This window comes from Microbacterium sp. BH-3-3-3, assembly GCF_001792815.1.
Taxonomy (GTDB): Bacteria; Actinomycetota; Actinomycetes; order Actinomycetales; family Microbacteriaceae; genus Microbacterium.
Genome location: NZ_CP017674.1, coordinates 3225038 through 3247674, shown reverse-complemented (window position 1 = coordinate 3247674; position 22637 = coordinate 3225038). Strand labels below are relative to the sequence as shown.

The following is a 22637-nucleotide window of genomic DNA, read 5'->3' as shown; positions in this document are numbered from 1 at the left end:
AGGACGCGAAAACCCCCGCCTCGAACCGCAGGCGGGGGTTGTCGAACGGTCGCTTACGCGTCGCCGCCGAACATGCTCGTGACCGAGCCGTCCTCGAAGACCTCGTGGATCGCGCGGGCCAGCAGCGGCGCGATCGGCAGCACCGTGAGCCGGTCGAAGCGGCGCTCGGGCGGCAGCGGGACGGTGTCGGTGACGACGACCTCGTCGATCGCGGCATCCTGCAGTCGCTCGGTGGCCGGGTCACTGAAGATCGCGTGGGTGGCGGCGACGATGACCTTGCGGGCACCAGCGGCCTTGAGCGCCTGCGCGGCCTTCTGGATCGTGCCGCCGGTGTCGATCATGTCGTCGACCAGCAGGCAGGTGCGGCCGTTCACGTCACCGACGATCTCGTGCACCGAGACCTGGTTGGCGACCTTCGGGTCACGGCGCTTGTGGATGATCGCGAGCGGCGCGCCCAGGCTGTCGGACCAGGTGTCGGCCACGCGCACGCGGCCCATGTCGGGCGAGACGACCGTGAGGGTCTCGCGGTCTTCGCCGGTGAGCGTGTGCTGGAAGTGCTCGAGCAGCACGGGCTTGGCGAAGAGGTGGTCGACGGGGCCGTCGAAGAAGCCCTGGATCTGCGCTGCGTGCAGGTCGACGCTCATGATGCGGTCGGCGCCGGCCGTCTTCAACAGGTCGGCGACGAGACGGGCACTGATCGGCTCACGGCCGCGGCCCTTCTTGTCTTGCCGCGAGTACGGGAAGTACGGAGCGACGACCGTGATGCGCTTGGCCGAGGCGCGCTTGAGCGCGTCGAGCATGATGAGCAGCTCCATGAGCCACTCGTTGACCGGCGGCCCGAAGGACTGGATGACGAACACGTCGCACCCGCGGATCGACACCTCGAAGCGGGTGTAGATCTCGCCCGAGGCGAAGGTGCGGTGCTCGGTGGGGGCCAGTTCGGTGCCCAGGTGATGGGTGACCTGTGCGGCGAGGTCGAGGTGCGAGCGTCCGGACGCGACGACCAGCCGCTTCTTCGTCTTGGCGACGAGGCCGGGGGCGATGCCGTTGTCGCGGTCGAGATCTACACGATTCTTCTTACGAGCCATCGGCCGCTTCCTGTTCAGCCCGGGCCCGCGCGGCCACGTCGGCCGCCGCAGTGCCCGGTCGGTTCTTCTCGACCCACCCCTCGATGTTGCGCTGGGGTGCCACGCTGAGCGCCAACGCACCGGCGGGGACGTCCTTGCGGATGACGGCGCCGGCGCCCGTCTTGGCGCCGTCTCCAATCGTAACCGGCGCGACGAAGACGTTGTGCGAGCCGCTGTGCACCTCGTCGCCGATCACGGTGCGGTGCTTGGTGAGATCGTCGTAGTTCGCGGTGATCGCTCCCGCGCCGAGGTTGACGCCGCGACCGATGTCGGTGTCGCCGATGTACGACAGGTGGGGCACCTTGCTGCCCTCGCCGATGGAGGAGTTCTTCACCTCGACGAACGTGCCGACCTTGCCGTTCACGCCGACGCGCGCGTTGGCGCGCAGGTAGGCGAAGGGGCCGACGGTGGCTCCCGCTTCGACGACCGCGAGCGTTCCATCGGTGCGCGTGATGGTGGCGTCCTCGCCCACCTCGCAGTCGACGAGGGTGGTGTCGGGTCCGATCGTGGCGCCCGAGGCGATCACGGTGGCACCGCGCACGTGCGTGTTGGGCAGGATCGTGACGTCGGGGGCCAGCGTCGCGGTGACGTCGATCCAGGTCGTGGCCGGGTCGACGACGGTGACGCCCTCGAGCTGCCACCGGCGCACGGTGCGGGCGTTGAGGGTGCGCCCCGCCTCCGACAGCTGCACACGGTCGTTGACGCCGAGGGCCGCGGAGGCATCGGGGGTGACGGATGCCGCGACCCCGAGCTGCGCGTCGCGGAGGAGCCCGATCACGTCGGTGAGGTACTTCTCGCCCTGGGCGTTCGCGGTCCCCACGAGCGCCAACTGCGCGCGCAGGGGCGCTGCCTGGAAGACGTAGACGCCCACGTTGATCTCGGTGACCGCGGCCTCGTCGGCCGTGGCGTCTTTCTGCTCGACGATGCGGCGGACGCCGTCGGCGTCGTCGCGGATGATGCGGCCGTAGCCGAACGGCTGGTCGACGCGAGCGCTCAGGAGGGTGACCGCCGACCCTCCCGTGCGGTGAGTGGCGAGCAGCTCGGTGAGCGTTCCGGTCTCGAGCAGCGGCACGTCGGCGCTCAGCACGAGCACGTCGCCCTCGAACCCGCCGAGCGTCTCCAGCGCGGCCTCGACCGCGCGGCCGGTGCCGGGGACCTCGTCTTGATCGACGACGACGACACCCGGGGCGAGCTCGGCGACGGTGTCGGCGACCAGCTGCCGCTCGTGTCGCACGACCACGACGATGCGCGCCGGGTCGAGGGACGCCGCGGTGTCGAGCACGTGACCGACGAGCGGACGACCACCGACGGGGTGCAGCACCTTGGGGGTGCGCGACCGCATGCGGGTGCCTTGACCCGCGGCGAGGACGACGACGGCGAGCTCGGTCGGTGATGTCATGCTCCGCCGCCAGGATTCGAACCTGGACCTAACAGCTCCAAAGGCTGTCGTGCTGCCGTTACACCACAGCGGACCGTGCCCGCGGGCACCGGTCAAGTCTGCCAGACGACGCCGTCTCGCACGGGCGGCGCGACGCGACCGCGACGGGCTCTCGACATAATGAGACGGTGAGCCGGGACAGCGACGAGGTCGACCGCATCGTCGATGCGTGGATGCATCAGCGCCCCGACCTCGATTTCTCCCCCCTCGAGGTGCTCTCGCGCGTCGCCCGCTTGTCGCGTCACCTCGACATCGCACGCAAAGAGGCGTTCCGGCGCAGCGACATCGAGTCGTGGGAGTGGGACGTGCTGTCGGCGTTGCGCCGTGCCGGCGAGCCGTATCAACTGAGCCCCAAGCAACTGCTGCAGCAGACCCTGGTCTCGAGCGGCACCATGACCAATCGCATCGACCGACTCGTCGCCCGCCGTTTCGTGCGCCGCGAGGCCGATCCGCAAGACGGACGGAGCATCCTGGTGACCCTGACCGAAGACGGACGCGTACGCGTGGATGCCGCGATCACCCGGCTCGTCGATGCCGAGGCCCTGCTGCTCGAGGGACTCTCGCGCGGCGACCGCGATCGCCTCGCGACGCTGCTGCGCAAGCTCAGCCTGGGGTTCGACGCATGAGCGCCCCGGCCGAGGCGCCGTCGGCGTGGACGCGCGTGAAGGCGTGGTTCGACGTGCGTTTTCGCTCCCCCGCCGCCATCTACGGCTTGATCGTGTTCGCCGCCTTCGTCACCATCGCTGATGACCACGCCGAATCGGTGTGGGAGGTGCTGCTCACGTCGACGGGTTCGCTGTTCGTGTTCTTCATCGCCCACGTCTTCGCGCACACGCTCACCGAGCACGCCACGCACGGCCTGCGTCACGCCACGCGCGAGGGCATGCGTCACGGCGCGGGCATGCTCTACGCGTCGGTGCCGGCGATGCTCGTGCTCGTGTGGGCCGGCGCCACCGGCGTCTCGGTCAGCGACGCGGCCGAGCTCTGCGGGTGGACCACGTTCCTCGTGCTCGCGCTCCTCGGGTACAGCGCCTACCGGCGCCGAGGCGCGGGTCTGCTCGGCCGCCTGCTCGGGGGTTTCGCCACGGCGTGCCTCGGCATCTTCATCGTGCTGCTCGAGCTCGTCATCCACTGAGTCCCGCGCCGCCGCGCGCGGCGGGACCGGTGGCCGGAGTCAGCCGATGGTTTCGGTGAGCTCGAACCACGTCATCTCGAGCTCGTCGCGCTCGCTCTCGAGCTGCGAGATGCGCTGCATCTCCGTACCGAGGCCCACGTAGTCGCCCTGGTCGTGGTCGGCCAGAGCAGCCTTCGCCTTGTCGATCTGCTGCTGCAGCTTCTCGATGCGTCGTTCGGTGGCCGAGGCCTCCTTCTGCGCGGCGCGCAGCTCGGCGCCCTGCAGCCCCGGAGCCGCCGCCACGGTGCCGGATGCCGCGGACCGCGAGGGCTCGGCATCCTGGAGCGCGCGCAGCCGCAGGTATTCGTCCACGCCCCCGGGAAGGTGGCGGAGCTTGGCGTCGAGGATCGCGAACTGCTGATCGGTGACCCGCTCGAGGAAGTAGCGGTCGTGCGAGACCACGATGAGCGTGCCCGACCAGGAGTCGAGCAGGTCTTCCATGGCGGCGAGCATGTCGGTGTCGAGGTCGTTGGTGGGCTCGTCGAGGATCAGCACGTTCGGCTGGTCGAGGATGACGAGCAGGAGCTGCAGGCGCCGCTTCTGACCACCCGAGAGGTCTTTCACGGGCGTCGAGAGCTGGGCGCTCGAGAAGCCGAGGCGCTCGAGGAGTTCTCCGGGGGTGAGCTCCTTCGCCTTCGAGCCCGTACCGAACGAGTACGTCGTGCGCAGATTCGCGATCACCACGCGGACGGGGTCGTTCATGTGCTGATCGAGCTCGTCGAGGCGCTGGGTGAGGGTGGCGACCTTGACGGTCTTGCCGCGCTTCACGCGTCCGCTCGTGGGTTCGAGCGAGCCGGTCACCAGGTTCAGCAGCGTCGACTTGCCGGCGCCGTTGACGCCCAGGATGCCGGTGCGCTCCCCCGGTGCGATGCGCCACTCGATGTCTTTCAGTACGGTGTGGTCGCCGTACGTCACGCCGACATCGAGAAGATCGACGACGTCTTTGCCGAGGCGCGCGACGGCGAGGGACTGCAGCGCGACGCGGTCGCGGATCTCGGGCACATCGGCGATGAGCTCGTTGGCCGCGTCGATGCGGAACTTCGGCTTCGACGTGCGCGCGGGGGCACCACGGCGCAGCCACGCGAGCTCTTTGCGCGCGAGGTTCTGCCGACGCTGTTCGATCGTCGCGGCCTGGCGGTCGCGCTCGACGCGCTGCAGGATGTAGGCCGCGTACCCGCCCTCGAAGGGCTCGACCAGGCGATCGTGCACCTCCCAGGTGGCGGTGCAGATCTCGTCGAGGAACCACCGGTCGTGCGTCACGACGAGCAGGCCGCCGGCCGAGGGCGCCCACCGCCGCCGGAGGTGCCCGGCCAGCCAGGTGATGGCCTCGACGTCGAGGTGGTTCGTCGGCTCGTCGAGGAAGAGCACGTCCCAGTCGCCCGACAGCAGCTGGGCCAGTGCCACGCGACGGCGCTGCCCGCCCGAGAGGTCGCCGAGGCGCGCGTCCCACGGCAGGTCGCCCAGGAGTCCGGCGATGACGTCGCGCGTGCGCGCATCGCCCGCCCACTCGTGCTCGGCGCGATCGCCGACGACCGCGTGGCCGATGGTCTCGTCGTCGTCGAGGGTGTCCTGCTGATCGAGCACACCGACGGTCACACCGCCGCGCACCGTCACGCGGCCGCCGTCGGGCTCACGGATGCCGGCGAGCATGCCGAGCAGGCTCGACTTGCCGTCGCCGTTGCGACCGACGATGCCGATGCGGTCGCCCTCGTTGACGCCGAGCGAGACGGAGTCGAAGACGACCTTGGTCGGGTATTCCAGGTGCAGGGCTTCGCCCCCGAGCAGATGTGCCATATCCGTCCCAGGCTACGCGGTGCGCGGGCTCGCGCGCGCTGCGCAGGGAACGACGAAGGCCGCCCCCGAGCGGGGACGGCCTCCGATGTTCGGGGTCAGCGGCCTCAGCTGAGACCGGCCTGCGAGAGCCAGTCCGCGGCGGCGGTGCTGGCCGACGCCTGCTCGCTGCCCTCGACGCGGTCGCGCAGATCGATGAGATCGTCGGTCGTGAGCTTGGCCGAGATGGCGTCGAGCGCGTCCTTCAGCTCCGGCGTGTCGATCGACGTGCTGAGCAGGGGAAGAACGTTCTGCGCGGCGATGAGGTTCTCGGGGTCCTCGAGCACGAGCAGGTTCTCGGCCTTCAGTGCCGGCGACGTCGTGTAGATGTCGGCGACCTGCACCGTGTTGTCGACGAGGGCGCGGACGGTGTCGGGGCCACCGAAGTCCTCGTAGGGCACGAAGGTCACGTTGCTGACGCCGTACACCGACGCGAGGCCCGGGAGGCCGTACCCCAGCTCCGCGAACTGAGGGTTGGCGCCCAGGCTGAAGGGCTGGACCTTGGCGAGGTCGCCGATCGAGGTGAGGCCGTTCGCCTGCGCGTACGACTGGGTCACGACGTAGGCGTCCTTGTCCTCCGCGGCGGCGGAGGCGTAGACGGTCAGGTCGTCCTTGGACACGGCATCCGTCAGCGCGGCGTCGACGTCTTCGGTCGTGCGCTGCGTGAAAGCGGTGTCGTAGTACGCCAGCAGGTTGCCGTTGTACTCGGGGATCAGGTTGATCGATCCGTCCTGCAGAGCGGGGATCGTCTGCTGACGCGGTCCGATGTTGAACTTCGTCTGCACGTCGAAGCCCTTGGCCTTCAGAGCCTGGGCGTAGATCTCGCCGAGGATCTCGCTCTCGGGGAACGCGAACGAGCCGACGACGATGGTGCTGGAGTCCCCTCCGGCATTACCGGTTTCGGGAGCGGTGGGATCCGCCTGCGAACACCCTGCCAGGGCCACGACGGCCCCGACCGCGATGACGCCGAAGGCGACCCGGCCTTTACTGAAAATGCTCATGCTGTGACATTCCTCTCTTGGGTTGGTGTTTCCACCACCGTCTCGGGACGGGACGCCCGTCGACGGAATCTGTTGCCGCGACCCCCGGAGACTGCTCCGGGGCCGCGGGTGAGTCGTTGCACGATCGCGAACAGCGCATCCACCACGAGCGCGAAGGCCGTCACCAGGATGGCTCCGCCGAGGATGCGGTCGTAATCGTTGAGGCCGATGCCGCTGCTGATGATGCGGCCGAGCCCGCCGAGACCGGCGTACGACGCGATGACCGCTGTGGCGATCACCTGCAGCGTGCCCGCACGGAGCCCGCCGATGATCAGCGGCAGGGCCAGCGGAATCTCGACGCGCGTGAGGATCTGCATCTCGGTCATGCCGATCGAGCGCGCCGCGTCGATGGCCGGTCGCGACACCGACTCGAGACCGGCGTACGCACCCGCGAGGATCGAGGGGATCGCCAGGAGCACGAGGGCGATGGTCGTTCCCCAGAAGATGCCGGAGTTCCCCTTCACCAGGGCGCCCAGCACCATCGTGAGGAAGAACAGCACGCCCAGGGTCGGCAGCGCGCGCATGGCGCCCGTGAAGCCGATGACGAACTGTCGGCCGCGACCGGTGTGCCCGATGTAGAACCCGAGCGGAAGGGCGATCGCCGCGGCGATGACCACCGCGACAACCGTGTACAGCAGGTGCTCGAGGAGCCGGTCCTGGATGGGCAGGGGCGACACTCCGCCGGGCTGCCAGTTCTGCGGCGCGAAGATCCACGCGATCGCGTCGAGGAAGAGATTCATGCGCGGCCCCCCGGAGACACTTCGTCGGCCGCTGCGGTGGGCGCAGTGCCCCCGGCAGCGATGGGGGCGGCCACGACGGTGCGCTTGCCGCGCCGCTGGGCGGCACGGTCCACCCTCGCCCAGGGCATGAGGATCCTGCCCGCGGCGACGAGGATGAGATCGAACAGCAACGCGATGAGCAGGGTGGCGACGATCCCGACACCGACCTCCTCGAGGTTGTTGCGCTGCTTGCCGTTGGTGAACAGGTAGCCGAGGTTCTCGGAGCCGATGAGCACGCCCACCGAGACCAGGGCGATCGTCGAGACCGATACGACGCGCAGTCCCGCCAGCATGACCGGGCCCGCCAGGGGGAACTCCACCTGCCAGAACCGCCGCCAGGCCGAGAAGCCCATCGCGGTCGCCGCCTGCTTCGTCTCGGCCGAGACCGAGAAGAACGCGTCGGAGGTGGCGCGCACCATGATCGCGACGGCGTAGATGGTCAGCGCCACGATGAGGTTGGTGTCGCTCAGAACGCGCGTTCCGAGGATCGCGGGCAAAATGACGAACAGCGGCAGCGACGGGATCGTGTACAGCAGGCTCATGGCCGTGATCACCGTGCCGCGGGCGAAGCGGCCCGTGAGGGTAAGCCGTCCGAGCGGGATCGCGATGAGGAACCCGAGCACGATCGGGATGATGCTCAACCGGATGTGGTTGAGGGTCAGATCGACGACCAGGGGGAAGTTGCCCCAGAGCCACGTCACGACAACGGCTCGTCTCTGAGCGCACCCTGGGTGCGTCCCGAGGCATCCACCACGACGGTGCCGTTCTCCGTCTGCTTGAGGTGGAGCGCCCGCTTGCCCTTGACCGCGCCGATGAAGCTCGCGACGAAGTCGGATGCCGGATTCTCGACGATCTCGCTCGGGCTTCCGACCTGCGCGATCTTCGCGCCCTTCTCGAGGATCACGACCTGGTCGCCGAGCAGGAAGGCTTCGTCGATGTCGTGGGTGACGAAGACGATCGTCTTGCCGATCTCGCTCTGCAGGCGCAGCAGCTCCTGCTGCAGTTCGTCGCGGACGATCGGGTCGACCGCGCCGAAGGGCTCGTCCATCAGCAGGATGTTGGGGTCGGCGGCGAGCCCGCGGGCGACGCCCACGCGCTGCTGCTGACCGCCGGAGAGCTGACTCGGGTAGCGGTCGGCCATCGCGGTGTCGAGCCCGACGGTCTTCATCAGCTCGAGCGCGCGCGCACGGGCCGCCTTGCGGTTCTGACCCTGCAGCACCGGAACGGTCGCGATGTTGTCGGCGACCGTGAAGTGCGGCAGCAGGCCGGAGTTCTGCATGACGTAGCCGATGCTGCGGCGCAACTGCACCGCGGGCTTGCTGCCGATGTCGTCGCCGTCGATCGCGATCTCGCCCGACGAGGGCTCGACCATGCGGTTGATCATGCGCAGCAGCGTCGTCTTGCCGCACCCCGACGATCCGACGAACACGGTCGTCTTGCGCGAGGGGATCACCAGACTGAACTCGTCGACGGCACGCGTGCCGTCGGGGAAGACCTTGGAAACGGTCGAGAATTCGATCATCTGCGTGCCCGACTCAGTCGGAGACCACGACCTTGCGGTCGAACGCGACGTAGCCGGCGAAATCCTTGCCGACGCGGTCGACGGCGCCGGGGCGCAGGTCGGGGTACGACCACGCTCCGTCGGTGAGCTCGGCTCCGTCGAGCGAGATGGTCCAGTACTGGGCCGCACCCTTCCACGGGCAGGTGTAGGCCGTGGGGCTCTGCTGGAGTGCGCCCTCGCGCACCGCGGCCGGCGGGAAGTACCAGTTGCCTTCGATGGACGCCAGGTCGTCACGGTCGGCCTCGGCGATGACGACGCCGTCGAGTACTGCCTTCATGGGGTCCCCCTTCGTGGCACCCCGCGGGTACGGCACCCAGCGGTGGCGATCCACCTCGGTCGAGGCTACCCAGGCACAAATCCCGCCGAGGTCAGATTGCTCCGTGTGACGCGCTCGGGTATGGTGCCCGCCCGTCAGGCGACGCGGGCTCCGGCGACCGGACCGTGCACGTGGAGGGCGACGAGGCCGGCCGCACTCAGGGTGATCTGAAGATCGAGGGCGGAGGCTTCGTCGGCGGCGAGAAAGGCCAGCGTCGGGCCCGACCCCGACACGATCCCCGCGAGGGCCCCGGAGCTCTCGCCCCGTTGCAGCACGCGCGCCAGGTCTGGACGCAGGTGCAGAGCGGGCGCCTGAAGGTCGTTGCGCAGGGTGGCGGCGAGCATGCGGGCGTCGCCCTGACGCAGGGCGTGCAGCACGTCGGGGTCGACCGCGGGATCGCGGGGTGCGGGCCCGATGTCGACGGCGTTGCGCTCGCGATGCGCGTCGAGTTCGCCGTAGACGACGGGCGTCGACATTCCGACCTCGTTGGGCACGAGCACCCAGTCGAATCGACCGCGCGCGAGAGCGGGACTCAGTTCGTCGCCACGCCCGGTTCCCACCGCCGTGCCACCCAGCAGGGCGAAGGGGACGTCGGCCCCGAGGCGGGCGCCCAGGCGCGCGAGTTCACTCGACGGCATCCCGAGTCCCCAGAGCGCATCGCAGGCCACCAGTGCCGCCGCGGCGTCTGCCGACCCGCCGCCCATTCCTCCGGCGACGGGGACGGCCTTTCGCACCGCGAGGTGCACGCCCCGATCGATCCCCGCCGTCTGGGCGAGCAGGCGCGCCGCCCGCACCGCCAGGTTGCGTCCGTCGGTGGGCACGCCGTCGACGTCGACCGGTCCGCGCGCGGCGACCTCGAGCGTGATGTCATCGGCCGGTGTCGCGACGATCTCCTCGTACAGCGACACGGCTTGGAAAGCCGTCGCGAGCTCGTGATATCCGTCGTCGTGAACGTCGCCGACCTCGAGGAAGACGTTGATCTTCCCGGGCGCGCGGACGCGGACGGATTCGGGCGACGCGGGGGTCATCGCCCCGCCCGCAGACCCGTGCGCCCGGCCGCGTCGCCGTGTGCGAAACTGGAACGTCGGCCCGCTTCCCGCCGTCGCTCACGCGAGGTCACGGGAAGGTCCGGGCCGGAACGCGCGATTCGAGTCACTCTTCGACAGTAGCGCGCCCCCCGTGTCGATCGGCGCCGTCGCCGAAACGCGACCGAAACGCCGGAACCATACGGTGTCCCAATCCCGTCCACCCCTTCCGAGGAGGCAGTATGCGCCCGATGGTCCCCCTGTCGATCGACGCCGATCCCTGGCGCGCCCTGCTGTCCCGGTCCGATATCCGGATGCACGACGGCATCCTGCACGTCATCGACGACACCGCCCCTCCCGCGGTCGCGGAACGCGACGATCTGCTCACCGCGGCCGCCGCCATCGAGGCCGCGGGCGTGCGGGTGATGCTCGTTCGCGATGCCAACCGTCGCCCCAAGCTCGTCGTCGACACCGCCGACGCGATCGCCGCGATCGCTGCCCTGTGCGATCCCGATCTCGGTCCGGTGTATCTGAAGGCACGCGGCGAAGACCCCGTTCCGGCGCACAGCGTCGTGCCCGCACCCGGGACCGTCCAGGCCTACGCCGTCTTCCGCCCCCGCACCTCGTCGGAGGGCTCGTACCGCTACGGCGCGGCACTGGCTCCCCGCTTGGAGCTGTGGCGTTTCGGCAAGACGACGATCGAAGCGCCCCGCCCGAGCGCCCTGACCCGACGTCGCTTCGCCGCCGCCGATCTCGACCTGGTCGAGGTCGAGCGGTACGGCCGCACGTGGACGACGGTGTCGGGCATGTTCGATCCGCACCCCAACGAGTTCACCGCCGACGTCGACATGGTCTTCTCGTGGGTCGACGGCTCGTCGAGCGAGTTCCAGCGTCAGCGCGCCGCGCGGATGCAGGGCTACGTGGTGGGCGACGGCGACGACAACGCCGCCCGCTACCGCCAGGTCGACGAGCTTCGGTATGCGCTTCGGAGTGTGCACATGTACGCCCCGTGGGTGCGTCGCATCTTCATCGCGACCGACTCCCCCACGCCCGAGTGGCTCGCCGACCACCCCAAGGTCACCATCGTGCGCAGCGAGGAGTTCTTCGCCGATCCCTCGGTGCTCCCCACGCACAACTCCCACGCCGTCGAAGCCCAGCTGCACCGCATCCCCGGGCTCGCCGAGCACTTCCTTTACAGCAACGACGACATGTTCTTCGGTCGTCCGGTCACTCCCGAGCTGTTCTTCAGCGGCGGGGGCGTGAGCCGGTTCGTCGAGAGCGGCGTCCGCATCGGCAGCGGCCCGTCGCACGTCGACCGCTCCGGACACGACAACGCCCTGCGGGTGAACCGCGCCCTGCTGAAGGAGCACTTCAACCGCGTCATCACGCTCGACCTCGAGCACTGCGCGACGCCACTGCGCCGCTCGGTGGCCTTCGAGCTGGAGCAGGAGTTCGCCGAGGACTACGCGCGCACCGCCGCCAGCCGGTTCCGTTCGGCGACAGACATCTCGGTGACCAACAGCCTGTACCACCACTACGCCCTGGCGACGGGTCGCGCGGTCATCACCACGCAGCCGCGGACACGGTACGTGCAGACCACGCAGCTCGACTCGCTGCGCACGATGGAGCGCCTGGTCTCGCGACGCGACACCGACATGTTCTGCCTCAACGACGGCAGCGTGCCCGAAATCCCCGAAGAGGTGCGCGTTCCCGCCCTGCGCGCCTGCCTCGAGAGGTACTTCCCGGTCGCCGCTCCGTGGGAGAAGCCGTCGGTCAGCGCAGGATCGGCAGCGGCGTCGTCGGCGGCGACACCCGTCCGCTGAGTTCCCGCGCGCTCGGGACCAGGATCCCGGCGTCGTGCAAGCGTCGCTGCGACTCGGCGGCGTCGACGTACTGCAGGGCTTCGGTGGCTGCCAGCGGCACGACCGAGTGCACGATCGTCTCGTCGTAGATGTGCACGGTGTTGAAGCCTTGCGCGGCGTCCTGCGGCCGGGTTCCCCCGGCGGGCACCATGAGGTCCTGCGTGTAGCAGGTGGCCGAGGCGACCGACACCGGGATGCCGGCGAAGGTGGCGAACGTGGAGTAGTGCAGGTGACCGGCGAGGATCGCCCGCACGTCGGTGCCGCGCAGCACGTCGGCGAGGCTCCGCTGATCGCGGAGTTCGACCGAGGCGGCGAGGTCGAGCACGCTCGGCACGGGCGGGTGGTGCATCGCCAGCACGGTGCCCAGCGGGGCCGGTGTCGCCAAGACGTCGGCGAGCCAGGCCAGCTGCGCGGCGCTGACCTCGCCGTGGTGCGCGCCGGGAACCGAGGTGTCGAGCGTGACGATGCGCAGTCCGTCGAACTCGTCGACGCGGTCGACGGGCGCCGCGGGGTCGGCGCCGTCGTCGGGCAGCAGGTGCGAGCGGAAGGTGGCGCGGTCGTCGTGGTTGCCCATCACCCAGACGACGCGGGCGTCGAGGCGCTCGGCGAGGGGGTCGACGAGCGCGCGGACGCGGTCGTACGCGTCGGCCTCACCGAAGTCGGCGAGGTCGCCCGTGAAGACGAGCGCCTGCGGCCGGATGCCGGACGCCTCGATCGACGCGACGGCTCGGGCGAGATACGCCTCGGCGTCGACCCTGTCGTAGAGCCGGCTTCCTCCCGCACGCAGGTGGGTGTCGCTCAGGTGCAGGAGCACTCGCTCAGCGCGGGGATACTCGGCGTAACGCATCTCGTTCCTCTCGGGCCGTCGGGTACGACCTCGTCACCGGCGTGATGCTCCCGGTTGGCTCGAAATGTTACCGGCATGTTTCGCGAACGCGTGATGAACACGGTGCGAATTCGCCCAGATGCCTCTCGATTTCGGTCGTGAGAAGAGCGGCACGACCGCGCCCCCTCGGGCGGATCGGCGTCCACCCGGCCGACCGTGCCCCGCGCCGAGCGCCGCCGCCCGACGCGGAACCGCCACGCCTCAGAGGGCGGCGATGCGGGCGTAATCCTCGACCGTGAGCTGCTCGCCCCGCAGCGTGGGGTCGACGCCGGCTCTCTCGAGCTGGGCCGATGCCTCGGCCGCGGTTCCGCCCAGCACGGCCGACAGCGCCTGGCGCAGCATCTTGCGACGCTGCTGGAAGGCGGCATCCACGATCTGGAACGTGCGGCGCCGGTGCTCCTCGGAGCCGCGTACGTCGGCGTCGCGCTCGAACGCGACCAGCACGCTGTCGACGTTCGGCACCGGCCAGAACACCTGGCGCGACACGGTGCCGGCGAGCCGCCACCGGCCGTACCAGGCCGCCTTGACGCTCGGAGCTCCGTACACCTTCGACCCGGGCGGGGCGGCGAGCCGCTCCCCCACCTCGGCCTGCACCATGACGACGCCGCTGCGCAGGTAGGGGAACGTCTCGAGGAAGTGCAGCAGCACCGGCACCGAGACGTTGTAGGGCAGGTTCGCCACCAGGATCTCGGGCTCCCCCGGCAGCGACTGCACGCGCAGGGCGTCGGCGTCGATGACCGTCAACCGGTCGGCGGGCACGTCGTGCGCTGCGGCGGTGGAGGGAAGACGCTCGGCGAGGCGGTGGTCGATCTCGACGGCCACGACCGAGGCACCGGTCTCGAGGATCGCGAGGGTGAGCGAACCGAGCCCGGGACCGATCTCGACGACACGGTCGGATGCCGAGACCCCGGCGACGTGGACGATCTTGCGCACGGTGTTGGCGTCGACGACGAAGTTCTGCCCGAGCTTCTTGGTGGGGGTGACGCCGAGGTCGGCGGCGAGCCGGCGGATCTCGGCGGCACCGAGCAGGGAAACGGGCATTGTTCCACTGTAGTCAGCCTCGCTGCGCGCTCCGGGTGACAGGAGTAGCGTGTGCGGGTGAGTCAGACCCAGTCGATCCCCGCGAATTCTTTCACCCTGCGCAGCCCCTTCGGTCGACGAGCCGTGGTGCTCTCGATCGCGGCGGCCGTCGGCGGCTTCCTCTTCGGATTCGACTCCTCCGTCATCAACGGCGCCGTGCAGTCCATCGAGACCGAGTACACGAAGGCTCCGACCCTCACCGGCTTCGTCGTCGCGATCGCGTTGATCGGCTGCGCGGTGGGCGCGATCGCCGCCGGCGCCCTCTCCGACCGCTTCGGTCGTCTGAAGGTCATGATGATCGGCGCCGTGCTGTTCTTCGCGTCGTCCATCGGGTCGGCGCTGACGTTCAGCGTGCTCGACCTCACCATCTGGCGCGTGATCGGCGGGCTCGGCATCGGGATCGCCTCGGTGGTGGCTCCGGCCTACATCGCCGAGGTGGCCCCGCGTCAGATCCGCGGCAGCCTGGCGTCGTTGCAGCAGCTGGCGATCACGCTCGGCATCTTCGCCGCCCTGCTCAGCAACGCCGTCCTGGTCGGCATCGCCGGTGGCACCGCCGACAACCAGCTCTGGTGGGGGCTCGAGGCCTGGCGTTGGATGTTCCTCATCGGTGTGGTGCCGGCAGCGGTCTACGGTCTGCTGGCCTTCACGATGCCCGAGTCGCCGCGCTTCCTGCTCGCGCGCGGGCGCACCGACGAGGCGCGGGCCGTCTTCGCCCGCCTCGTTCCCCCGGCCGACCTCGAGAAGACCCTCACCGAGCTCACCAACGGCCTCGAGGCCGACCGCCGCAACAAGAGCGCGTCGCTCGCGGGCAAGGCCCTCGGACTGCAGCCGATCGTCTGGATCGGCATCATCCTGTCGGTGTTCCAGCAGTTCGTCGGCATCAACGTGATCTTCTACTACTCCACGAGCCTGTGGCGGGCGGTCGGCTTCGACGAGAGCAACTCGCTGCTCATCGGCGTGATCACCTCGGTGACGAACGTGCTCGTGACCCTGATCGCCATCTGGCTCGTCGACCGCGTCGGCCGCAAGCCCCTGCTGCTGGTGGGCTCGGCGCTGATGGCGCTCTCGCTCGGCACGATGGCCCTCGCGTTCTCGTTCGCCACGGGCTCGGGGCAGGACGTCTCGCTCCCGGGCGCCTGGGGTCCGGTCGCGCTCGTCGCCGCCAACCTCTTCGTCGTCGGGTTCGGCGCGTCGTGGGGACCGCTCGTGTGGGTGCTGCTCGGCGAGATCTTCCCCAGCCGCATCCGCGGCAAGGCCCTCGGCGTCGCCGCCGGCGCGCAGTGGCTGGCCAACTTCCTCGTGTCGTGGACCTTCCCGCAGCTCGCCGACTGGTCGCTCACGATCACGTACGGCGCCTACGCGTTCTTCGCGGCGCTGTCGTTCGTCTTCGTGCTGTGGAAGATCCCCGAGACCAAGGGCATGGAACTCGAGCAGACCGAAACGTTGTTCGTGCGCAAGCCGAAGACGCAGAAGAGCTGACAGGATCCCTCCATGACGAACAACTCGAAGTCCCACGAAGAGATCCGCGAGGAGCGCGAAGCGGCGCAGAAGGAGAAGGACCGCCTCGAGCGCGCCGAAGAGGCGCGACTCGACGACGAGAAGCGCTGAACCCGGCGCCGGCCTAGAACTCCCCGTAGACCTCGAGCGTGTTCGCGGCGACCTGCACGGCGAGTTCGTCGGCATCGATTCGCAGCTCGGCCGCCAGGAACCGCAGCGTCACGGGGATGAGGTACGGCGCGTTCGGGCGGCCGCGGTACGGTGCCGGGGTGAGGAACGGGGCGTCGGTCTCGACGAGGATGCGCTGGCGCGGCGTGACGGCCAGCGCGTCGCGCAGGTTCTGCGCGTTCTTGAACGTGACGTTGCCCGCGAACGACAGGTAGTACCCGCGGTCGGCCGCGATGCGCGCCATGTCGGCGTCGCCCGAGAAGCAGTGGAACACCGTCTTGTCGGGAGCGCCGACGCGCTCCAGCGTCTCGAGTACGGCTTCGTGGGCATCGCGATCGTGGATCTGCATGGCGATGCCGTGCTTCTTGGCAAGCTCGATGTGCGCCTCGAACGACCGCATCTGCGCCGGGAAGCCGTCGGCCTCGGTGCGGAAGAAGTCCAGGCCCGTCTCGCCGATCGCCCGCACGCGCGGCTCGGCGGCGAGCTCGTCGATGACCGCGATCGCGGCATCCAACTCCCCCGCCCGCTCGTACACGGGGGCCTCGTTGGGGTGCACGGCCACGGCCGCGAGCACACGCGGGTGCGTGCGCGCCGCCCACGCCGACCACCGCGACGAGTCGATGTCGCCGCCGGCCTGCACGACGCCGTTGACACCCACCGCCAGGGCCCGCTCCAGCTGCTCGTCGAGCGACAGGCCGGTGTCGCCGTCTTCGATCTCGAGGTGCGTGTGGTTGTCGTAGACGGGTACGCCGAGCGGCTCGGGCGCGGGCGGGTAGCTCACGTCGCGGCGCCCGTCGACCGAGCGCTCGCGCACGTACTGGCTGGGATCGACGCCGTCGATGGTTCCGCGCGGGCGCTCGACGGGCGTGGAGCCGGCGGGGGCGGACCCTTCGACCGACTCAGGGGCCACGGGCGTCACGCCTGCTCGACGCGCGGGAACAGCGGCGACAGGCCGGCGACCGACGTCCCCGCCCGCAGCACGCCCCAGGCTCCCGCTTCGCGGAGGGGCTGATCGCGCACGCCGCCCAGGCTCTCGGCGGCACCGAGGGCGGTCCACAGCTTGTCGGTCGCGACGGGCATGACGGGCGACAACAGCACCGCGAGGGCGCGCAGTCCCTCCGCGGCGGTGTACAGCACGGTGCCGAGGCGCTCGCGCTTCGTCTCGTCTTTCGCCAGGGCCCACGGCTCGTTCTCGGTGATGTAGCCGTTGAGCGCGTCGACGATCGTCCAGATCGACTGGATGGCCTCGTCGATGCGGAACCGCTCCACGGCCGCGTCGGCGGAGGCCGCGGCATCCGCCACGATCCGCTGAATGGCGAAATCGCCCTCGGCGTATTCGCCGGCCGGGGGCACGATCCCCGCGAAGTACTTCTCGATCATCGCGATGGTGCGGGATGCCAGGTTGCCGAAGCCGTTGGCGAGCTCGGCCTGATAGCGGGCCGACAGGTCTTCCCACGAGAAGGAGCCGTCCTGGCCGAAGGCGATCGCGGAGAGGAAGTAGAAGCGGTACGCGTCGGAGCCGAAGACGTCGGTGATCTCGGTGGGCGCGATGCCGGTGAGCTTGGACTTCGACATCTTCTCGCCGCCGACGAGCAGCCAGCCGTGCGCGAAGACGCCGCGGGGCACGTCGAGGCCGGCGGCCATGAGCATGGCCGGCCAGATGACGGCGTGGAAGCGCAGGATGTCTTTGCCGACGACGTGGAACGCGGGCCAGCGGCGGGCGAACTCCTCGGCGACCTCTCCGGTGACCGGGTCGGTGCCGTAGCCCACGGCGGTGGCGTAGTTGAGCAGCGCATCGACCCACACGTAGATGACGTGCGAGGGGTCCCACGGAACCGTGATGCCCCAGTCGAAGGCCGAGCGCGAGATCGACAGGTCTTTCAGACCGCTGCGCACGAACGACACGACCTCGTTGCGCGCCGACTCGGGGCGCACGAAGTCGGGCTCGGTCTTGTACAGCTCGAGCAGGCGGTCCTGGAACTCGCTGAGCTTGAAGAAGTAGTTCTTCTCTTGCAGCAGCTCGAGCGGCTTGGAGTGGATCGCGCAGACTTTGAGCCCCTCGAACGGCCCGGTCCCGTCGACGATCTCGGCTTCGGGCTTGAACTCCTCGCAGCCCACGCAGTACAGGGCCTCGTACTCGCCCGCGTAGATGTAGCCGCGGTCGAAGAGAGCCTGCACGAACTGCTGCACGCGCTCCTCGTGGCGGGGCTGCGTCGTGCGGATGAAGTCGTCGTTGGCGACGTCGAGGGTCTCGAGCAGCGGGAACCACGACTCGGTGACGAGCTTGTCGACCCACTCCTGCGGGGTCACGCCGTTGGCGGCGGCCGCGCGCAGCATCTTCTGGCCGTGCTCGTCGGTGCCCGTGAGCATCCAGGTGTCGTCGCCCGCCTGGCGGTGCCAGCGCGCGAGCGTGTCGACGGCGACGGTCGTGTACCCGTGCCCGATGTGGGGCAGATCGCTGGGGTAGTAGATCGGCGTCGTGATGTAGAAGGATCGGCCGGAAGTCACCTGAGGATTCTACGGGGGCGCGCCGACGCGCCCGACCGCGTGACGCGTCAGCGTTTGACGGCCAGTCCCGCCTGGTACAGCTCGCGCGAGGAGTGGCCGGTCAACGACGCCACCTCGGCCGCGGCCTCTTTGAGTCGCGTGCCGCCGCGCACGAGTTCGAGCACCTGGGTCACGGCATCCGGGAATGCGACCTCGCGCGCACTGGCGCCGCCCACGACGATCGCGATCTCTCCGCGCACGCCCTCGGCCGCCCAGGCGGCGAGTTCGGCGAGGGTTCCGCGCTTGACCTCTTCGTACAGCTTGGTGAGCTCGCGGCAGACCGCCGCGGGGCGATCCGCGCCGAAGGTGGCGGCGAGGTCGTCGAGAGTGGATGCCAGCCGCGACGGCGACTCGAAGAACACCAGGGTGCGTTCCTCCGACGCCAGCTGCGCGAAGGCGCGACGCCGGTCGCCGGGCTTGCGGCGGGGGAACCCCTCGAAGGCGAAGCGGTCGGTGGGGAGTCCCGCCACCGCGAGGGCGGTGACGACCGCACTCGGACCGGGCAGGGCGGTGACCGTGACGCCGGCGGCGGCCGCCGCGGCGACCAGACCGTAACCGGGGTCGCTGACGGTGGGCATGCCCGCGTCGCTCAACACGAGGAGGTCGTCGACGCGCGCGAGCTCGACGAGTTCGGCGGCGCGCTCCTTCTCGTTGTGATCGTGCAGCGCGATCAGGCGAGGACGGTTCTCGACGCCGAGGCCGGCCATGAGCCGCTGGGTGGTGCGCGTGTCTTCCGCCGCCACGACGGTGGCGTTCTCGAGCGCTTCGATGAGACGCCGCGAGGCGTCACCCAGGTTGCCGATGGGCGTCGCCGCGAGGATGATCACCGTTCCACCTTAGGCTGGGGGCCGTGAGCACCGTCGGCCCTCCTCTGCTGGCCCCGATCGAGCGAACGCGACTCGACCGGTGGCGTGACGCGATGCTCCTCGATCCCCGGGGTCTGCGCGTGTGGCGATGGCTGGCTCCCGCCCTCGTCACCGTCGTGGCGGCCGTGCTGCGTCTGATCGACCTCGGCAATCCGCACCAGCTCGTGTTCGACGAGACCTACTACGTGAAGGACTCGTGGAGCCAGTGGGTGCTCGGGTACCCCTCGACGTGGCCCGAGGGCGCCGACGCCAGCTTCGCCGCCGGTGACACCGACGTCTTCACCGGCATCGGCAGCTACGTCGTGCACCCCCCGCTCGGACGCATCCTGCTCGGTGCCGGCATGGCGGTGCTCGGCCCCGACTCCGCGACCGGATGGCGCCTGTCGGCCGCGGTCTTCGGCACGGCCACGGTGCTGCTGATCTACCTGTTCGCGCGGACGCTGACGCGATCGATTCCGCTGGCGACCGTGGCATCCGGTCTCTTCGCCATCGACGGCCTCGGCATCGTGCTGAGCCGCATCGCGCTGCTCGACATCTTTCTCACGTTCTTCGTCGTGCTGACGTTCTGGTTCGTCGCCCTCGATCACCGGCGCACCGGCGATCGTCTGGCCCGCCTCGTCTCGGCGCGCGAGGGCGATCCGCCCCGGTGGGGGCCGATCCTCTGGAACCGCCCCTGGCTGCTCGCCGCGGGCGCCGCAGCGGGAGCCGCGACCGGCGTGAAGTGGTCGGGCCTGTACGTGCTCGCCGGGGTCGGGATCTACGCCGTCGTCACCGACGCGCTCGCGCGCCGCCGCGCGGGTGTCGTGCAGTGGCCGATGGATGCCGTGCGCCAGGGCCTCGCCTCGTTCGTGCTGCTCGTGCCGGTCGCCGCCGTCGTGTACCTCGCGAGCTGGTCGGGCTGGCTGTTCACCTCGGGCGGGTACATGCGCGGCCTCGCCGCGTCGGCGAGCGGGTTCTGGTCGTGGGTGCCGCAGCCCCTGCAGAACCTGTGGGCCTATCACCAGGAGATGTACAACTTCCACGTCGGGCTCGTCACCCCGCACAGCTACGCCAGCCCCGCCTGGCAGTGGCCGTTGCTCGTTCGCCCGACGTCGATGTACTGGCACCAAGACGACTTCGGGGTGAACGGCTGCGCCCTGCCGGACGGCTGCACCGAGGCGATCTCGAGCCTCGCGAACCCGCTCATCTGGTGGGCCGGGGTCGCGGCATCCGTGTATCTGCTCGTGCGGTTCGTCATCGTGCGGGACTGGCGCCAGGCGCTGGTGCTGACGGGGCTCGCCGCCACCTACGTGCCGTGGCTGCTGTACCCCGAGCGCACGATCTTCCAGTTCTACACGGTGGCGATGCTGCCGTTCCTGGTGCTCGCGCTCGCATTCGCCCTGCGTGACATCGCTCAGGGGACGCGCGGCATGTCGCGCGCGGGCGGTCAGGGTGTCGTGCTCGTCTTCGTGGTGGTGTGCGTGGGGATCTCGGCGTTCTGGTACCCCGTGTGGGCGGGGCTGCCGGTGCCGTACGAGTTCTGGCGCCTGCACAACTGGCTGCCCACCTGGATCTGACGTGAGCCGCGGCGACGAGTGGCTGCACGACCCGCGGCCGGTGCAGCGGGTGAAGCTGTTCCGCGATGCCCCCGTCGACCACACCGCGTGGCCGGCGACCGTGCCGGCGGTGGCGCAGTTTCTCGAGGTCGCGGCGGGCGACGGGTGGGAGTTCGGTCCCGGCGTCACTTTTCTCGTCGGCGAGAACGGTTCGGGCAAGTCCACCCTCATCGAGGGCATCGCCGAGGCCGCCGGGCTTCCCGCCGAGGGGGGCTCGACGAACGGCGGCACCGAGACCCGCCGCAGCGAAAGCGCCCTCGGCGAGTGGCTGCGTATCGAGCGCAGCCCCCGCGCGCCGCGCTGGGGCTTCTTCTTACGCGCCGAGACCATGCACGGCTACTACTCGTGGCGCGAAGAACTGGGCGGCCCGGCGCCGAGCCTGCATGAGATGAGCCACGGCGAGTCGTTCAACGCCCTGCTCGACGAAGCCCTCGACCACGAGCACTACGTTGCGGGCCTCGCGTGCCTCGACGAGCCCGAGGCGGCCCTGTCGTTCTCGTCGACGCTGCGCTGGCTGGCGTCGCTCGACCGCATGCGCTCACGCGGAACGCAGGTCATCTGCGCCACCCACTCCCCCGTGCTCGCCGCCCTGCCGGGGGCGACGATCCTCGAGCTCGGCGAGTGGGGCATTCGCGAGAGCGCGTGGGAAGACCTGGAGCTGGTGCGATTGCACCGGGGATTCTTGGACGCGCCGGGACGGTATCTACGGCATCTGCTGGAGTGAACGGGGATGCCGTGGGAAAGAACCCGTGCTTCGTCGGGAAGCCTCCTTCATTGCAACGGTCCAGGAATCGATTGTCGGCGGATCATCTCGCGTACCTCAGCCAGTTGGTCAGCGGCGCGCTCCTCCCCAGACGCCTCCGCCACCTCGAGAGCATGCTTCGCGGCTTGCAGGTCGCTCATCTCGAGAAAAAAATCTGCGAGTTGCCAGCTACACCGTGGATCAATCTCGACCGCCCGAGAAAGCAACATCTTCGCTTTCTCGATGCACCCCTCCGCCAATTCGAAAGTACCGGTGCACTTTCCGCCCTCTCGTCAAGATGCTGTCAGCACCCGGGCCTACGACTACCCCGGCACCGTGTACTGACCAAAACACCCTGAATGCGTTGGAGGCTCCAAACCTTCGCAGTGGTCGTACACCATTTCACAGATCATTCCGTTTTATTACCGAACCTAATCGAAACGCTTCAACGAATGCCATCTCGTTGAGTTGCGAGACGCGAGACGTATCAAAAAGGCTAACCTGTCCAACGATCGTTGTTAGCCTCATGTCGTCCATCTCTAGAACAACTTGTTCCACTTCGACATCTGCGAATGAATCTAGAAGTTTGGCACCTACCATAGAGATAGCCTCCTCAGCCGTGGTTGCGAGGAGCAAGAAATACCTCTCCTCCACGGTGGACAAACCCGCAGCCCATCTGGCACGGAATCCGTATAGCGTGAGAATTGGAACTTGTAACAAGCCTGCGGCATAAAGCTGTTGACTCCGAGAGAATGGCCCAAATCTCCCAGGTGAATAAACACCTGACCTTGAGAGGCGAATACCACGGCGCGTCGTCCGGACAAACTTGAAAGCGCCCTCCAGACCCGACTCGAACTGTCGAGAGAATGTCGTCGATACACATTCGTCCACTCCCACGGCCACGGTTCCGCGACCAACGCACATCGCGGGTGCGCGGAAATCGAGCAGTAATTCGTCGAGCCCAACTTGCTGACCATCAAAGATCAACGACAGAGTGTATTTTCGCCGCACTCTTCCAGGTGCCCAATGAAGAATCTGGTACACATCCCGACTGTTCACAAAATTTGCATCGAATCCTTGCATGCTAACAACTCGCTCGAGCGG

The 22637-nt window shown here is 69.1% G+C and carries 21 protein-coding genes and 1 tRNA gene; 6 read left to right on the top strand and 16 right to left on the bottom strand.

Translation table 11 applies throughout. From position 1 onward, the window contains the following. Positions 1-53: 53 nt before the first annotated feature. From BJP65_RS14945 to BJP65_RS14935, 3 genes are all read right to left on the bottom strand, one after another. A complete protein-coding gene (locus tag BJP65_RS14945; protein ID WP_055839665.1) occupies positions 54-1088 on the bottom strand; it encodes a ribose-phosphate diphosphokinase in 1035 nt (344 codons plus the stop codon). Then, positions 1078-2526: a bifunctional UDP-N-acetylglucosamine diphosphorylase/glucosamine-1-phosphate N-acetyltransferase GlmU gene (gene glmU / locus BJP65_RS14940; RefSeq protein ID WP_070409653.1), complete on the bottom strand. Its 1449-nt coding sequence runs from the start codon at positions 2524-2526 to the stop codon at positions 1078-1080. The genes BJP65_RS14945 and glmU overlap by 11 nt, the downstream gene beginning before the upstream one ends. A 1-nt stretch (position 2527) precedes the next feature. After that, a tRNA-Gln gene (locus BJP65_RS14935) sits at positions 2528-2599 on the bottom strand. A gap of 139 nt (positions 2600-2738) precedes the next feature. Between BJP65_RS14935 and BJP65_RS14930 the strand changes: the two genes are divergently transcribed. Together BJP65_RS14930 and BJP65_RS14925 are read left to right on the top strand one after the other, a co-directional pair. Continuing rightward, positions 2739-3191 carry a MarR family winged helix-turn-helix transcriptional regulator gene (locus tag BJP65_RS14930; protein WP_181016034.1) on the top strand — a complete coding sequence of 151 codons (453 nt, stop codon included), beginning with the start codon at positions 2739-2741 and terminating at the stop codon, positions 3189-3191. Beyond that, entirely contained in the window at positions 3188-3700 is a 513-nt protein-coding gene (locus BJP65_RS14925) for a hypothetical protein (protein WP_070409652.1), read from the top strand. Before BJP65_RS14930 ends, BJP65_RS14925 begins: the two co-directional genes overlap by 4 nt. Before the next feature lie 39 nt (positions 3701-3739). Here the strand turns inward: BJP65_RS14925 and BJP65_RS14920 are convergent, their stop codons facing one another. The 7 genes from BJP65_RS14920 to BJP65_RS14890 form a co-directional block, all read right to left on the bottom strand. After that, entirely contained in the window at positions 3740-5533 is a 1794-nt protein-coding gene (locus BJP65_RS14920; RefSeq protein ID WP_070409651.1) for an ABC-F family ATP-binding cassette domain-containing protein, read from the bottom strand. A gap of 104 nt (positions 5534-5637) precedes the next feature. Beyond that, on the bottom strand, positions 5638-6570 hold the full coding sequence (locus BJP65_RS14915; protein ID WP_055839677.1) for an ABC transporter substrate-binding protein: 933 nt from the start codon (positions 6568-6570) through the stop codon (positions 5638-5640). Further along, positions 6567-7349 (bottom strand): ABC transporter permease, encoded by a 783-nt coding sequence (locus BJP65_RS14910; RefSeq protein ID WP_070409650.1) that lies wholly within the window; start codon positions 7347-7349, stop codon positions 6567-6569. Before BJP65_RS14910 ends, BJP65_RS14915 begins: the two co-directional genes overlap by 4 nt. Further along, complete coding sequence (locus BJP65_RS14905; protein ID WP_070409649.1) at positions 7346-8089, bottom strand: ABC transporter permease; 744 nt, start codon at positions 8087-8089, stop codon at positions 7346-7348. Before BJP65_RS14905 ends, BJP65_RS14910 begins: the two co-directional genes overlap by 4 nt. Further along, positions 8086-8910, bottom strand: a complete 825-nt coding sequence (locus BJP65_RS14900) for an ABC transporter ATP-binding protein (protein ID WP_070409648.1) — start codon at positions 8908-8910, stop codon at positions 8086-8088. The genes BJP65_RS14905 and BJP65_RS14900 overlap by 4 nt, the downstream gene beginning before the upstream one ends. Before the next feature lie 13 nt (positions 8911-8923). Beyond that, entirely contained in the window at positions 8924-9226 is a 303-nt protein-coding gene (locus BJP65_RS14895) for a DUF427 domain-containing protein (protein ID WP_055839691.1), read from the bottom strand. A gap of 134 nt (positions 9227-9360) precedes the next feature. Continuing rightward, a complete protein-coding gene (locus BJP65_RS14890; protein WP_070409647.1) occupies positions 9361-10293 on the bottom strand; it encodes a 4-(cytidine 5'-diphospho)-2-C-methyl-D-erythritol kinase in 933 nt (310 codons plus the stop codon). 239 nt (positions 10294-10532) lie between these two features. On the opposite strand from BJP65_RS14890, the gene BJP65_RS14885 reads away from it, so the two are divergent. Next, on the top strand, positions 10533-12113 hold the full coding sequence (locus BJP65_RS14885; RefSeq protein WP_070409646.1) for a stealth conserved region 3 domain-containing protein: 1581 nt from the start codon (positions 10533-10535) through the stop codon (positions 12111-12113). Here the strand turns inward: BJP65_RS14885 and BJP65_RS14880 are convergent. Next, positions 12064-12999: a phosphodiesterase gene (locus tag BJP65_RS14880; protein WP_070409645.1), complete on the bottom strand. Its 936-nt coding sequence runs from the start codon at positions 12997-12999 to the stop codon at positions 12064-12066. The two genes, BJP65_RS14885 and BJP65_RS14880, sit on opposite strands and share 50 nt — an antisense overlap. A gap of 240 nt (positions 13000-13239) precedes the next feature. Further along, positions 13240-14079, bottom strand: coding sequence for a 16S rRNA (adenine(1518)-N(6)/adenine(1519)-N(6))-dimethyltransferase RsmA (gene rsmA / locus BJP65_RS14875; protein WP_070409644.1), 840 nt, complete (start codon positions 14077-14079; stop codon positions 13240-13242). Between the two features lie 57 nt (positions 14080-14136). Between rsmA and BJP65_RS14870 the strand changes: the two genes are divergently transcribed. Beyond that, entirely contained in the window at positions 14137-15597 is a 1461-nt protein-coding gene (locus BJP65_RS14870) for a sugar porter family MFS transporter (RefSeq protein ID WP_070410048.1), read from the top strand. Between the two features lie 142 nt (positions 15598-15739). Here the strand turns inward: BJP65_RS14870 and BJP65_RS14865 are convergent, their stop codons facing one another. The 3 genes from BJP65_RS14865 to rsmI form a co-directional block, all read right to left on the bottom strand. Further along, a complete protein-coding gene (locus BJP65_RS14865; protein WP_070410047.1) occupies positions 15740-16624 on the bottom strand; it encodes a TatD family hydrolase in 885 nt (294 codons plus the stop codon). Positions 16625-16698: 74 nt separating this feature from the next. Then, positions 16699-18291 (bottom strand): methionine--tRNA ligase, encoded by a 1593-nt coding sequence (gene metG, locus BJP65_RS14860; protein WP_070409643.1) that lies wholly within the window; start codon positions 18289-18291, stop codon positions 16699-16701. A gap of 47 nt (positions 18292-18338) precedes the next feature. Then, positions 18339-19157 (bottom strand): 16S rRNA (cytidine(1402)-2'-O)-methyltransferase, encoded by an 819-nt coding sequence (gene rsmI / locus BJP65_RS14855; protein WP_070409642.1) that lies wholly within the window; start codon positions 19155-19157, stop codon positions 18339-18341. Between the two features lie 23 nt (positions 19158-19180). Here rsmI and BJP65_RS14850 point away from each other — a divergent pair, with 23 nt between their 5' ends. Together BJP65_RS14850 and BJP65_RS14845 are read left to right on the top strand one after the other, a co-directional pair. Beyond that, complete coding sequence (locus tag BJP65_RS14850; RefSeq protein ID WP_070409641.1) at positions 19181-20752, top strand: dolichyl-phosphate-mannose--protein mannosyltransferase; 1572 nt, start codon at positions 19181-19183, stop codon at positions 20750-20752. Position 20753: 1 nt separating this feature from the next. Further along, a complete protein-coding gene (locus BJP65_RS14845; RefSeq protein WP_055839714.1) occupies positions 20754-21515 on the top strand; it encodes an AAA family ATPase in 762 nt (253 codons plus the stop codon). Between the two features lie 420 nt (positions 21516-21935). On the opposite strand, the gene BJP65_RS16700 is transcribed toward BJP65_RS14845, so the two are convergent. Continuing rightward, positions 21936-22616, bottom strand: coding sequence for a hypothetical protein (locus BJP65_RS16700; protein WP_156784916.1), 681 nt, complete (start codon positions 22614-22616; stop codon positions 21936-21938). Positions 22617-22637 lie beyond the last annotated feature (21 nt).